This is a genomic window from Bradyrhizobium sp. sGM-13, assembly GCF_018398875.1.
Classification (GTDB): domain Bacteria; phylum Pseudomonadota; class Alphaproteobacteria; order Rhizobiales; family Xanthobacteraceae; genus Bradyrhizobium.
Window position 1 is genome coordinate 476538 of sequence record NZ_JAGWDK010000001.1, and the last position, 12946, is coordinate 489483.

The following is a 12946-nucleotide window of genomic DNA, read 5'->3' on the forward strand; positions in this document are numbered from 1 at the left end:
TTGATGAATGAATGGGACGGCCATACAATCACTGATCCCTTTCGAACGGAACATCCCTAAATGACCCCGACTGCACAACGGCCCTATCGCGGTGTTTTCCCTGTCGCTCCGACCATCTTCGACGATCAGGGGGAGCTCGATCTCGAAGGGCAGCGGCGCTGCATCGATTTCATGATCGACGCCGGCTCGAACGGCCTGTGCATTCTGGCCAATTTCTCCGAGCAGTTCGTCCTCACCGATGCCGAGCGCGAAAGAGTGATGGTTGCGGTGCTGGAGCACGTCGCCGGCCGGGTGCCGGTGATCGTGACGACGACGCATTTCGGTTCGCGCATCTGCGCCGAGCGCAGCCGCCAGGCCCAGGACGCGGGCGCGGCGATGGTTATGATCATGCCGCCGTACCACGGCGCCACATTCCGCGTGCCGGAAAAGGCCATCTTCGAATTCTATCGCACCGTCTCCGACGCCGTCGACATTCCCATCATGATCCAGGATGCGCCCGTTGCCGGGACGCCGCTTTCGGTCGACCTGCTGGCGCGCATGGCGCGGGAAATTCCGAATATCCGCTATTTCAAGATCGAGGTGCCGATGGCGGCCGCGAAGCTTCGCGATCTGATCGCGGCCGGCGGCGACCACATCGAAGGTCCCTGGGACGGCGAGGAAGCCATCACGCTGATGGCCGATCTCGACGCCGGGGCGACCGGCGCCATGACGGGGGGCGGCTACCCTGATGGCATCCGGCAGATCATCGATCCCTATCTCGCAGGCCGCCGCGAGGAAGCGATGGCAGCCTATGCGCGCTGGCTGCCCCTGATCAATTACGAGAACCGCCAGTGCGGCTTGCAGGCCGCCAAGATCCTGATGAAGGAAGGCGGCGTGATCGGCTCGGACGCGGTTCGTCATCCCCTGCAAAGGGTTCACCCGGCGGCGCGCGCCGGTCTCATCGAAATCGCCCGCCAACTCGATCCCGTGGTGTTGCGCTGGGGACGGTAATAGATAGCCGCCATCAACCAGCACCGCTCTCCGGCACGGCGTAACGGCCTGCGCATCGCGACTTGACGGAGGAACGTCGCCGCTCTCTGCGCATTAAGGCGAAGAGACGCGCGAGGTTCGCCATGAGCAACGCGAGTTACCTGAATGAATCGAAGTCCGAAGCCGACCGGGGCGAGCGGGACGCTTCAGCGCCTACCGGCGATCAGGGCCGCGGTCGCCGCGCAGTGTCCCCATGGCAAATTCCCTGGAGAGGATGGAAGGACATCCTGATCAGGACCTATCAGCAGGTCAGCGAAGACCGGCTGCTCGCGGTCGCCGCGGGCGTCGTGTTCTATGGCCTGCTCGCCCTCTTCCCGGCAATCACCGCCCTCGTCTCATCCTACGCGCTGTTCGCCGATGCAAGTACGATCAACGACCACATGACGATGCTTGCGGGCATCCTGCCGGAGGGCGCTCTCGGCATCGTCAGAGATCAGGTCGGCCGGGTGCTGGCCCAGGGCGAGGTCAGACTGGGACTGGCGTTTCTGTTCTCCTTCTTCCTTGCCGTGTGGAGCGCCAATGGCGGCATCAAGGCGATCATCGATGCGCTCAATGTGGTCTATGACGAGGACGAGAAGCGCGGGTTCTTCAAGCTCAACGCGGTTTCCCTCGCACTCACCTTTGGCGGGTTGGTTGCGGTGCTTCTCGCGATCGGCTCCGTGGTCGCACTCCCGATCGTTCTGTCCACCATCGGACTCGGCTCCGTGACCGATGCGCTGTTTCGATTCGGACGCTGGCCCGTCCTGGTCCTGATGATGCTGTTTGGCCTTGCGGTGCTCTATCGGTTCGGACCAAGCCGCCGCTCGGCGCAATGGCGCTGGCTGAGCGTCGGCAGCGTGCTTGCAACGCTGACATGGCTTGCGGGATCGGCTTTGCTGTCGTTCTATCTTGCCAATTACGCAAATTACGACGCGACCTACGGCTCGCTCGGGGCGGCGATCGGCTTGATGATATGGATGTGGATGTCGACGATCGTGGTGTTGTTTGGCGCTGAGCTCAATGCAGAGATCGAACATCAGACCGCAGCCGATAGCACGGAGGGCGGAAACAGGCCGCTGGGTCAGCGGGGGGCCACGATGGCCGACACGATCGGAGAGGCGAAATCATAGGCGCGGAAGCGTAATGTTCCTGTTTTTCTCGAGCAGGCTGGGATGTCTCGGCTCGCTGTTAATTTCGGCAGCCGTGACCATCAGCCTGCTTTTTGCGCTCGGCTTTCTGCGTTTTTGATCGCGGAAATGCGCAGCGCTGAACTGGAAATCAGAGTTGAAGCCATTACATCAAGTGCCCCCTCACATTGATTCCCGCCGTGAAGAAATACCTCGTCGTTTTCCTTCTGCTCATGCTCGTTCCCATGGCTGTTTCCGCCGTGCAATACCTGCTCGGCGACAGGCGCGTGAACTGGCAAACGGCGGACCGTTCAAGCGCCGGGCTTCTTGCCAAGGCTTCCGAACACACCGATGCCGTGATCAGGGTGTTCGCGGCACGAACCGTACGCTGGCGCGGGATATTCGCGGTTCACACCTGGATTGTCGTGAAGGAGCGCGGGGCCAGCCGTTACAGCCGCTACGATTATACGGCCTGGGGTGAACCGATCCGGATCGACGGATTCCAGGCCGACGGGCGCTGGTTTGGCGAGATTCCCGAAACGGTCGTCAGCGTCGATGGTCCGAAAGCGGAAGCGCTGATTCCCAAAATCCGCTCGGTCATCGAGACGTACAAGTTTCGAGCCAATGGAGATTACAGCGCCTGGCCGGGTCCGAACTCCAACACATTCATCCAGGCGATAATGGATGCCGTTCCGGAACTTGAAGCGGTGCTGCCGCCGACGGCGATCGGCAAGGATTATCCTTACCATGGCAGTTGGGTTGGCTTCACGCCGTCGCGGACCGGCGTGTTTGCTTCGCTCGGAGGTTATCTTGGACTGACGATCGGATGGATCGAAGGCATCGAACTCAATTTTTTCGGAGGCGTTCTCGGCTTTGACATCCGCCGCCCCGCACTGAAACTGCCGGGTGTCGGCCGACTCGGGCTGCCGCTTGGCCCGTGATCACGGCTTCACCGGTTCACTTTGACAATCACGCCTTCATTTGGCCTGAGATGCGTCGGGCTCTCGACCTTGCCCGCCTCGCGGTCCAGATAGGTCGATATCAGCCTGGTGCCGCTGCCCTGCCATTCCCACAACCTCGGCTCCCTGCAGAGATTGAGAGCGATCAGGATTTCGGTTTCTTCGAGGGTTCGTGCGAACCAGAAGATGTCGTTGTGCGCCCGACGCGGGCGATATTCACCGTGCGACAGGCATCGCTCCCTGCGCCGCAGGGCGATGAGTTCACGGTAGAGATTCAACAATGACCGCGTGTCGCGCCGTTGCGCCTCGATGTTGCGCGAACGATCTTCGCTGAGCGGCAGCCAGGGCTCGCCGGTAGTGAACCCGCCGCGCTCGGTGTCGTCCCAGCGCAGCGGCGCACGCTCCGGATCGCGGTTGAGATCGAATCCCTTCACCAGCTTTTCGAATGGGTCCTGGATTCTTTCGGGTGGAATCTTCACCTGCTCGGATCCGATCTCATCGCCGGCAAACAGGAAGGGCGTGCCACGGATCGTCATCAGCAGCATCGCCAGAATTCTGGACTGAGCCTGGCCGAGCTTGCTCGCCACCCGATGTTTGTCATGGCCGCCGATCACGAAGTCGGGCCAAGCGCCATCCGGAATCGCATTGAAATAGACATCGATCGTTGCCTGCAGCGCGATCGCATTCCATTCCGTATCCAGAAGGGCGAAGTTAAGCGGCAGATGCAGCCGCGGCTTGTCGTTGCCGTAGAAATGCCCGATGCGATCGGTCTTGCCCTGCACCTCGCCGCAGAGCAGCCTCTCGTCATATTCGTCCAGAACGCTCCTGATTTGCTCGATGCAGCGCATGGTTTCGGGCCGGTCATCGGTGAAGACAGGCGTATACTTCTGCGGCGGGGGCGTGTTGCCGTCGGCCTCGGGATCGGCAGGATTGTCACGCAGAAGCTCGTCCTTGATCAGCACGGCGCTGGCATCAACGCGAAACCCGTCGACGCCACGGTCGAGCCAGAAGCGCATGGTGTCGGCCATGGCCCGGCGGACCTGTTCGTTTCGCCAGTTCAGATCGGGCTGGCTGGCCAGAAACGAGTGGTAGTAGAACTGCCGGCGCGCCTCGCACCATTCCCAGGCGCTGCCGCCGAACCGGCTCAGCCAGTTGTTCGGCGGGCCGCCGTTCGCGCTCGCTTCCGCCCATATGTACCAGTCGGCTTTGGGATTGTTTCGGGACGCGCGGCTTTCCTGAAACCAGACATGCTGATCGGAGGTGTGGTTGGGGACGAAATCGAGAACGAGTTTGATGCCGGCCTCGTGGAGCGCACGTAACACACGTTCGAAATCTTCCATCGTGCCGAAGCGGGGATCGACCGCACAGAAATCGGCGATGTCGTAGCCGAAATCCTGCATCGGACTTTTGTAGATGGGTGCAAGCCAGACGGCGCCAACGCCCAGCCATTGCAGATAATCGATCCGTTGCAGCAGGCCGGGAAGATCGCCCTGACCGTCGCCATTGCTGTCCTGAAACGAGATCGCCGCAATTTCGTAGATCACGGCGGTGCGCCACCACGCGGCATGGCGCGGGCCTGCATGCTTGCTCGACATTTCCCTCGTAAGCACCCCGTGCAGCCAAGCTCCGTTCAAGCGCTAAACGCGGGGGGTCAGTGGTTGTTCCTATGAGTTCCGGCCTTACGTAGTCATCAGAGCTCGATGATAAGACCCTCGTCTCCACGCAGCGCAAGGCTATCGGTTATCGCTTCACCGTCCCGGTCTGCGCCGGTCGACACCAGAACTTTTCCGCTGGCGCCTTGCTCGAAGGCGAGAGCCTGCGGCTGGTCTGTGAGATTCAGCGCGATGAGCAGCTTGGAGTCATCGAACTCCCGGTAATAGACCAACAAATCCCCATCGACAGCGTACGACCGATACGAGCCAAGTGACAGCGCGGGCCTTTCCTTGCGAACGCGCAACAGGCGGCGGTAGAGATTTAAGATCGAAAGGGCATCCTCGCGCAGGTTCACGACGTTGTTAGATCGCCAATCGTGCGCGAGCGGCAGCCACGGATCGACCCTGCTGAAGCCGGCATTCCGGCTCGCGTCCCACTGCATCGGCGTCCGGCAGCCGTCCCGGCCGACGCCGATTCCCGGCACGTTGCGCTCGAAGGGATCGCGCACGCGATGTCGGGGAATATCGACCTGAGGCATTCCCAATTCATCGCCATTATAGATTGTAGGCGTTCCCCGCAACGTCAGCAGAAGCATGGCGGCGACGGCGGCCTGCCGTTGCCCCACTCTGCCGGCAATGCGCGGCCGGTCATGGTTGCCGAGCACCCAGTTCGGCCACCCGCCTTTCGGCAGAGCGCCTTCATACTCCGCGATCAGCGCCTGGAGATGCTTTGCGTCCCAGCGCGCACTGAGCAACGCGAAATTGAACGGCAGGTGTACCCCGCCGAGATCCCTGCCGTAATAGGCGACCAGGCGCTCGATCGGCAGGTATATCTCTCCGATCAGCAGGCGATCGGGAAACTCGTCGATCGTTCGGCGCAATGTCCCGATGACATCGTGCACCTCCGGCAGATCAGTGGTGTAGAGCGGGATCAGCGCTTCGTTCGGCGGCCTGCCCGCGTGATAGTTCGGGTTAAGCGGATTGTCGCGAAACTGCCTGTCCTTGATCAAATGCCAGATGACGTCGACGCGGAAGCCATCGACACCCTTACGCATCCAGAAGCGAAGCACGTCACGCATCGCCGCCACGACTTCCGGATGTCGCCAGTTCAGGTCGGGCTGGGAATTCAGGAACGCATGATAGTAATACTGGCCGGTCGCGGCGTCGAACTCCCAGGCGCTGCCGCCGAATTCGGATAGCCAATTGTTGGGCGGACCTCCGCCGGGGGCCGGATCGCGCCAGATGTACCAATCGCGTTTCGGATTGTTCCGCGACCCACGGCTCTCGACAAACCACGCATGCTGGTCGGAAGAATGGTTGGGGACGAAGTCGAGGATCACCTTGATCCCGCGCGCATGCGCGTCGGCAATCAGCCGCTCGAAATCCGCCATGCTGCCGAAGATCGGATCGACGTCGACGTAATCGGAGATGTCGTAGCCGAAATCTTTCATCGGCGAACGGAAGATCGGCGAAACCCAGATCGCGTCGACGCCAAGATCAACCAGATCGGGCAGCCTCTGGGTGATGCCGTTGAGGTCGCCGATGCCGTCGTCATTGGTATCCTGAAAGGACCTCGGATAGATCTGATAGATGACGGCGGATTCCCACCACGGCCTCGAACCATTCATGGCTGTCAATCGTTCCGATGCGGGGACCACGAAGTCGGGTCGCGATGGATGATGCCGAGCGACGGCGAAATCTTCATGACTGCCGGCCACCGGCGCGTTCGCGACAACAATTCGTCGGGCAAGCTGCGGTTCCGAACCGCGTGACCGATGCAAGCGCGCTGGAACCTTGGCGACACTCAGACGTAGAGCCGGCGGAGGATCACATGACGGCAGAAAAGACCTTTGCACCCCTCTTGGGCGAGGCGGCCATCGCCATTTGGGGCGACATGCCCCGGGACATTCAGGAGGCGCTGTTCGAAACCGCGATGCGCAACCGCTCCGAGTTGCGTCACGATCTGGCCGTGCTGCTGCATGAGCGCCACCCCAGAACGCAGCACCCGGCCAAACCCGACTGAGCAAACCCACCTGACGTCATACCTCTATTCCGGAAACGCAACATCCGCGATGACGGGAAGATGGTCTGAATAGGAGCGCGCCTTGCGATCGGTCCAGGCCGAACGGATCACGAGATCGGGCGAGGCGTAGATTCGGTCGAGCCGCATCATCGGCAAGCGCGCTGGAAACGTCCGCAACCGCGTTCGGACCGGGCAAATCCGCGCCAGCACGCCCCGCACCGATTTTACCCAGAACCAGTCATTGAAATCGCCGACCACGAGCGTCCGCGTCGGCTGCACCAGCTCGGCTAGGGCATGCGCCTGGGCGTGCCTTTCATGGATGCTGAGGCCGAGATGCGTGGCAATGACCCTCACCTCGCCATGATCAGACAAAACGCGTGCGGCAATGGCCCTGCGGGGCTCCCGCTCCTGATACGAGACGTCGGAAATTTTCGGGGGCTCGGCGAACGGCCAGCGGCTCAGCAGCACCTGTCCGTAGTCGCCGTCCTCGGTGACGATCGATCGCGCATCGACGCTGTGGTCGCCGACGGCTTTCGCCAGAAGGGCAAAGGGATCGTCGGTTCTCCCGCGCGAGTCGACCTCCTGCAGGGCCACGATATCAGGCGACCAGTGGCGGATGACGGAACAGACGCCATCCAAGTCAAACCCGGGATTGAGGTGGAAGATGCCGTGAACGTTCCACGTCATGATGCGAATCGTAGCCATCACGTTCTACGCCCCGCCAGCCAGGTCACCAGGAACTGCACGCCAAGGCACAGTGCGATCCAGGCGAGGATCGCCAGCGCCAGCAGCAGCACATTGATCCAGGAGGCGTTTCGGGCCAGATCTGCGATCTGCGCGCCGAGCGCGGCCATGACAGCGATTCCGGGCGCCATGCCGAGCACGGTGCCGAGCACGAAATCGCGCAGGCTCAATTTACTGGCGCCCGCCACCAAGTTCACGATCGAGAACGGGGCGATCGGCACCATCCGGATCATGGCGACCGCCATGACCCCCTTGCCGATGATGCCGCTCTGAATCCGGGCGGCCCGGCGCCCGAGCAGCCGCTGCAAGCGCGCCTGGCCCAGCACCCGGCCGATCGAGAACAGCGTGAGTGCGCTGAGCAGCACGCCGGCGCTCGCGCTCAAGAAACCCATCCACGGCCCGAGAGCGGCCGATGTTGCGGCGATCAGTACGAGCACCGGGAAAACCACCAGCCCGCCGACGACGAAGGCGGCAATCGCAAATAGCGGCGCGAATTGCGACCGCGCGGGTTGTGAGATGATCGAGGAAACGAAGCCGACATCGGCGAAATCGCGCAGCGATGTGTACTGCCAGGCCAGCGCCAAGCCGGCGAGCGCCGCAGCGAGGCCGGATACGGCCAAAATGGTTCTTGCCGTCCACATGCGATTGGCGGCGCGGTCGAGGTGAAGCGGTTCCCTGGGATCGGCGACGGGCTGCACCATCACCGCCACGCCGCCGACCGATGCGGCCGGATCGATCGGCTGCAACGATTTCGGGCCGTCGTCCTCCGCCAGGCGGTCGACGAATCCGAACAGGTCGGCTTCGTGGCGTTCGATTTCGCGTTCATCGACGCCGCAGAAATGCCCGATCAGACTACGGCGAAGCCAGGCGAGATATTCACAATGTGCGTCGGAGGTCGCCTCGAAGGCCAGGTCGCATTCGGTGTCCGCCCCCATCGAGCGATTGTTGAGGTTGGCCGATCCCACGCGCAGGATGCGGTCGTCGACGATCATCACCTTGCTATGCACCATGACCGCGGCCGCCCGTTCGGCATCGCGCGTCGATGGATAGACAAAGCGGACCCGGTCCATGACGCCTGCCGACACGAACCGGGCGATAAATCCGCCGCGCCCGCTCTGCATGGCCTGCGATTCGAACCAGGACGAATGCATCTTCGGCATGACGATCAGGACACTGAGCTGCGGCACGTCCAGCAACCGCTGCGCCAGGAGGCGCGCGATGTCGGTGGCGCTGGTGAACTGGTTTTCGATATAGATGAAGCGGTCGGCCGCATTGATGGACGCTTCGAACAGCCGCGCGACTTCGTTCACGCCGCCACTGCGTGCGGTGGCTATCTCGGTCCGGGCGATGCCCACCGTCATTCCCCGGCACTGCACCGGGACCGAGGCCGGCCAGCGCTCGCCCTTGGTCGCTACGGGTCTTTCAACCGTGCAGCCGGCGGTGCGCCACCTGTTCTCCGCCAATTCCGTCAGACTGGCCGCAGCTTCGCCATCCACCATGCACTGCACGTCGTGAAACGGCGGATAGGGTTTGCCGTCGGGATCGGTACGAAGCGGATGATGCGTCTCATGCGTGCTGGTGTCCCAGCGCCGGATCGTCAGATCGAGGCCGCCGACGAAGCCAAGCGCGCCGTCAATGACGACGATCTTCTGATGCTGCGCCGAGCCTAAGGGAAGGCTGGAATCGAAACAAAAGCGCAGCCGGTCCGACGCGTGCGCGGTGAACTTGGCGGCCGAATTCCATTCCCGCTCCGCGGCGTAGAGGGCCGGGAAATTCCAGATCAGGATGTTGATCCGCAGATCGGGCTTCGCCTTTAGCAGCGCTTTCAGAAACGCACCAAGCTCTTGCGGATAGCCGTCGTCAGCGTACCCGGAGGGCCCGACAAACCGGGTCTGGCTGTGGATGTCCCAGCCGATGATGTACACCTGCCGGGTTGCGAGCAATAGCGCTTCCCGCAAAGCGGCGAAATATGCGGCGGCATCATTGAGGATTGCTAACCGCCCTGCCTTGCACCTTCTCCAGACGGTTTCGCCAGGAATGAGGATGGATGAGCTTTGCAGCAGACGGCACCTCGGCAACAGATGAGAAAACCCGTTCGGGATCACGAACGAATGTTCGCCCGATGCCAATCCAACGATCTGCAGCCGCGACAGTTCCAGCCAAGCGGAACTTGCCACCTTCCATCCGCGTTCGGCGCGTCGTTGAATCACCGGACACGCGCGTTAGCGCCGGTTGCTACCGGGGGGCGTATCGTTCCGGCCCGAGCGGGAGACACTTTCTTCCTCAACCACCGGTTCGACGTAGGTGCTGTGCAGCGAGATCGGCGACTTGAAACCGTCGAACATGATGCGGACGGTGCTGCGATAGCGGCCGGAGCCGATGATCACCCCTTCCCGGCCGGCGAATTTTGGGCATCGCGCCGCTCCGAGTGCGCTCATCCTGACGCGTGTCCGTTCAGGCAACGGTGGCCGGTGATCGGGTGGCTGTTTAGGCAATCGCATCCTTAGGCCAAGCGCCTTCGCCGGTTCATCGATGCGCCGGAGAGGCAATACGTTCGGTCTCGAATGCATGGCGAGAAATCTACCGGCGCACCATGCGGTCGACGAACGGTGGCGTCCCGGACGTCATCACGGCCGTCAGCCAACGAGGCCGGCTTGGTCAGAATGACGCCACACGTTGGCCAACAACATGCACGCATGCGATCAGTCGCGGTATCTTGCGATATTCAACCATCGACGCAGGCTGTGCTTTAGAGATTCGAAAAATGTAGATGAGGCCGGGACGACGGCCCTCCGTCGCCGGGTCGAGCCTAGGCGACTTTGGTAGGAAGGCCTTGCGGCTGCGCCCCGCCGCAGACAAGCGCGAGGCCGACAACGATACCATCGTACCTGCCTCGTCAGGGCAGGCGTACGTATCGAAAGATATGTTAGCCAGGTTGCGAGGTACGGCTTTTTGCAGTTGAGGGATAGAAAACACGCTTTAATGACCAGTTTTTGACGACATCCGGTCACATTCGGTCTGCTTGGCATCCCTCGTTAACGGGGATAAAGTTTCTTTTGAACAATTAAGATACAGAGTGAACTAATTCACAGTGACTATGAGCGGTTCTGAAGGACTCTATCGATATAATCGGTATTAAAATCCGGGGGCGCGTTATGTTAGTCCCACGCAAGAAGACAGTATTTATTGTAGACGCAAAGGCCTTTCGACGAGCTCGAACGGAGAGCTTCTTAAGTTCCTGGGCCAGCAACGAACAGGTCGAGCTGATTTCGCTCGATCCCGATGAGGCGCACAGAAGGCTTATCGAGCGGAGCGAATGCGAGATGCTGATTTACAGCGTCGGCACCTCCTCTCCCCACGAGGTCTTCACCGAGATACAGGTGTTGCATACCCTTCGCCGGGAGGCGGCACTCGCCATCATCTCCGACGATGAACATCCCGCCACCGTTCTCGCCGCGATCCGTTGCGGAGCCCGGGGCTACTTCAGCAATTCCATGGCGCCTGAGCTTGCGTTGCACGCCCTTTCATTCGTCCTTCATGGCGGCACCTACTTTCCGGCGGCCGCCATCCTGGCCAGCCAGACCTTCAGCCCGCCGGCGCCTCTCGAATACAGACAACCGGGCCTCTCCCAGGAGCAAGAGCTTCCGGAGCCTGAACAACAGACGCAGGCGCCCCCTGTCGGGCCGGAGGAAGGTCCTTACGACCAGCAAGGGTCCCCGTTCGACGGTAAGGCGGTAAGCGTGCAGCGCGACCATGGCCTAAACGGCGCGCGCCACGCGCCCGAGTTTACCGAGCGGCAGTACGCGGTGCTCGCTTGCCTCTGCCAAGGCGATCCCAACAAGGTGATCGGACGCAAGCTCGGCATGACCGAAACGACGGTGAAAGTCCATGTCCGCGAAATCATGCGCAAGCTGGGCGTGAGCAACCGGACCCAAGTCGCGATCGCCGGGGCGCGCGTCTCCTTCGACAGTCCCGTCGAACTGATTACTCCGGATTCATCCATGACGATCAGGTCATCCATATCTCACTAGCGATTGATTTTCGGCATTGCGCCGGTTGCCATTTCATCGCTCCTGCCGGAACTCGCGGCATTTCTCGATCTGTCGGCCAGCGCGCATCCTCGCTACGGAAAGCGGCGGCATCCTATTGCAATGCCGTGGTATATGATTATCGTCATATAATAGCGATCGAACAGGAGAATCCGCAATGGCTGCAAGCCGCGATCCCGTCGTCATCCTTTCCGCCGCCCGCACGCCGCTTGGCCGGTTCATGGGTGAGTTGTCCCCTTTCAGCGCGCACAGGCTCGGCGCTCACGTGATCGGCGCGGCGCTGGAACGGGCGAAACTGGCGCCGGAGCGGATTGAGGAGGTGTTCATGGGCAACGTGCTGCCGGCCGGACAGGGCCAGGCGCCGGCACGCCAGGCAGCGCGCGGCGCCGGACTGCCTGACGCCACCGGCGCCACCACGGTCAACAAGGTGTGCGGTTCCGGCATGAAGGCGACGATGCTGGCGCACGACATCATCAATGCCGGTTCAGCCTCGATCGTGCTATCCGGCGGCATGGAAAGCATGTCGAACGCGCCCTATCTGCTGGCCAAGGCGCGCGGCGGCTATCGCGCAGGGCATGACCGGATCATCGATCACATGATGATGGATGGGCTGGAAGACGCCTACGAGACCGGCCGCTCTATGGGCGATTTCGGCGAGGCCACCGCGGAGGCCTATCAGTTCACCCGCAAGGACCAGGACGCCTACGCGATGGAGACCTTGACCCGCGCCCGCAAGGCGGTCGAGGGCGGCGCGTTCAGGGCCGAGATCGCGCCGATCACATTGGCTGAGAAGGCGGGTCCGCGTGTCATCGCCAATGACGAGCATCCGCTCAAGGTGGATCCCGCCAAGATTCCCGGATTAAAGCCCGCGTTCCGCGCGGGCGGCACCATCACGCCGGCCGCCTCTTCCGCGAATGCCGACGGCGCCGCCGCGCTGATTCTGGCCAAGCGCTCGCTCGCTGATCGCGACGGGCTGCCGGTGCTCGCCGAGATCAAGGGCCACGCCACCCACAGCCAGGAGCCGCAATGGTTCACCACCGCGCCGATCCCGGCGATCCGTAAGCTGCTCGACAAGGTCGGCTGGGCTGCCGCTGACGTCGACCTGTTCGAGATCAACGAAGCGTTCGCGGTGGTGGCGATGGCGGCGCAGAAGGATCTCGGCATTGCCGCCGAAAAGCTCAACGTCAATGGCGGCGCCTGCGCGCTCGGCCACCCGATCGGCGCCACCGGCGCGCGATTGATCGTGACGCTGCTGCATGCCCTGGAAGCGCGGAGTTTAAGACGCGGTGTCGCTGCGCTCTGTATCGGCGGCGGAGAAGCGACCGCGATCGCCGTCGAGCGGCCCGTGCGCTGATCGCAGCCGCGCTTAGGAACTAACCATCGC

General features: G+C 62.1%; 11 protein-coding genes. 6 read left to right on the forward strand and 5 right to left on the reverse strand.

Features of this window, described 5'->3' with window-relative positions; translation table 11 throughout:
- The first annotated feature begins 60 nt into the window (after positions 1-60).
- The 3 genes from KJQ96_RS02230 to KJQ96_RS02240 all read left to right on the forward strand — a co-directional run bounded on the left by KJQ96_RS02230 (position 61) and on the right by KJQ96_RS02240 (position 3076).
- Positions 61-990, forward strand: coding sequence for a dihydrodipicolinate synthase family protein (locus KJQ96_RS02230; protein ID WP_213285052.1), 930 nt, complete (start codon positions 61-63; stop codon positions 988-990).
- A 122-nt stretch (positions 991-1112) separates the two neighbouring features.
- Positions 1113-2138 carry a YihY/virulence factor BrkB family protein gene (locus tag KJQ96_RS02235; RefSeq protein WP_213285053.1) on the forward strand — a complete coding sequence of 342 codons (1026 nt, stop codon included), beginning with the start codon at positions 1113-1115 and terminating at the stop codon, positions 2136-2138.
- A gap of 230 nt (positions 2139-2368) precedes the next feature.
- The gene (locus tag KJQ96_RS02240; protein ID WP_213285128.1) at positions 2369-3076 is read left to right on the forward strand and encodes a DUF3750 domain-containing protein; all 708 of its coding nucleotides are present in this window, start codon (positions 2369-2371) and stop codon (positions 3074-3076) included.
- A gap of 8 nt (positions 3077-3084) precedes the next feature.
- On the opposite strand, the gene KJQ96_RS02245 is transcribed toward KJQ96_RS02240, so the two are convergent.
- Both KJQ96_RS02245 and KJQ96_RS02250 read right to left on the reverse strand, forming a co-directional pair.
- Positions 3085-4689: an alpha-amylase family glycosyl hydrolase gene (locus KJQ96_RS02245; protein WP_213285054.1), complete on the reverse strand. Its 1605-nt coding sequence runs from the start codon at positions 4687-4689 to the stop codon at positions 3085-3087.
- A 95-nt stretch (positions 4690-4784) separates the two neighbouring features.
- On the reverse strand, positions 4785-6374 hold the full coding sequence (locus KJQ96_RS02250; RefSeq protein WP_213285055.1) for an alpha-amylase family glycosyl hydrolase: 1590 nt from the start codon (positions 6372-6374) through the stop codon (positions 4785-4787).
- A 203-nt stretch (positions 6375-6577) separates the two neighbouring features.
- On the opposite strand from KJQ96_RS02250, the gene KJQ96_RS02255 reads away from it, so the two are divergent.
- The gene (locus KJQ96_RS02255) at positions 6578-6769 is read left to right on the forward strand and encodes a hypothetical protein (RefSeq protein ID WP_213285056.1); all 192 of its coding nucleotides are present in this window, start codon (positions 6578-6580) and stop codon (positions 6767-6769) included.
- Positions 6770-6793: 24 nt separating this feature from the next.
- On the opposite strand, the gene KJQ96_RS02260 is transcribed toward KJQ96_RS02255, so the two are convergent.
- Genes KJQ96_RS02260 through KJQ96_RS02270 form a run of 3 tightly spaced genes read right to left on the reverse strand, consistent with a single transcriptional unit; the run spans position 6794 to position 9951 of the window.
- Complete coding sequence (locus tag KJQ96_RS02260) at positions 6794-7474, reverse strand: endonuclease/exonuclease/phosphatase family protein (protein ID WP_213285057.1); 681 nt, start codon at positions 7472-7474, stop codon at positions 6794-6796.
- Entirely contained in the window at positions 7474-9690 is a 2217-nt protein-coding gene (locus tag KJQ96_RS02265; protein WP_309142351.1) for a VTT domain-containing protein, read from the reverse strand. The genes KJQ96_RS02260 and KJQ96_RS02265 overlap by 1 nt, the downstream gene beginning before the upstream one ends.
- A gap of 45 nt (positions 9691-9735) precedes the next feature.
- Complete coding sequence (locus KJQ96_RS02270; RefSeq protein ID WP_213285058.1) at positions 9736-9951, reverse strand: hypothetical protein; 216 nt, start codon at positions 9949-9951, stop codon at positions 9736-9738.
- A gap of 717 nt (positions 9952-10668) precedes the next feature.
- Between KJQ96_RS02270 and KJQ96_RS02275 the strand changes: the two genes are divergently transcribed.
- Both KJQ96_RS02275 and KJQ96_RS02280 read left to right on the forward strand, forming a co-directional pair.
- A complete protein-coding gene (locus KJQ96_RS02275) occupies positions 10669-11544 on the forward strand; it encodes a response regulator transcription factor (RefSeq protein ID WP_249733608.1) in 876 nt (291 codons plus the stop codon).
- Positions 11545-11719: 175 nt separating this feature from the next.
- Positions 11720-12916: an acetyl-CoA C-acyltransferase gene (locus tag KJQ96_RS02280; protein WP_213285059.1), complete on the forward strand. Its 1197-nt coding sequence runs from the start codon at positions 11720-11722 to the stop codon at positions 12914-12916.
- Positions 12917-12946: the final 30 nt, after the last annotated feature.

What these genes read in the sequence shown, in the direction of transcription:
- KJQ96_RS02230 (WP_213285052.1), top strand. Translation starts at nt 61, where the DNA reads ATGACCCCGACTGCACAACGGCCCTATCGCGGTGTTTTCCCTGTCGCT.
- KJQ96_RS02235 (WP_213285053.1), top strand. Translation starts at nt 1,113, where the DNA reads ATGAGCAACGCGAGTTACCTGAATGAATCGAAGTCCGAAGCCGACCGG.
- KJQ96_RS02240 (WP_213285128.1), top strand. Translation starts at nt 2,369, where the DNA reads ATGCTCGTTCCCATGGCTGTTTCCGCCGTGCAATACCTGCTCGGCGAC.
- KJQ96_RS02245 (WP_213285054.1), bottom strand. Translation starts at nt 4,689, where the DNA reads ATGTCGAGCAAGCATGCAGGCCCGCGCCATGCCGCGTGGTGGCGCACC.
- KJQ96_RS02250 (WP_213285055.1), bottom strand. Translation starts at nt 6,374, where the DNA reads ATGAATGGTTCGAGGCCGTGGTGGGAATCCGCCGTCATCTATCAGATC.
- KJQ96_RS02255 (WP_213285056.1), top strand. Translation starts at nt 6,578, where the DNA reads ATGACGGCAGAAAAGACCTTTGCACCCCTCTTGGGCGAGGCGGCCATC.
- KJQ96_RS02260 (WP_213285057.1), bottom strand. Translation starts at nt 7,474, where the DNA reads ATGGCTACGATTCGCATCATGACGTGGAACGTTCACGGCATCTTCCAC.
- KJQ96_RS02270 (WP_213285058.1), bottom strand. Translation starts at nt 9,951, where the DNA reads ATGAGCGCACTCGGAGCGGCGCGATGCCCAAAATTCGCCGGCCGGGAA.
- KJQ96_RS02275 (WP_249733608.1), top strand. Translation starts at nt 10,669, where the DNA reads ATGTTAGTCCCACGCAAGAAGACAGTATTTATTGTAGACGCAAAGGCC.
- KJQ96_RS02280 (WP_213285059.1), top strand. Translation starts at nt 11,720, where the DNA reads ATGGCTGCAAGCCGCGATCCCGTCGTCATCCTTTCCGCCGCCCGCACG.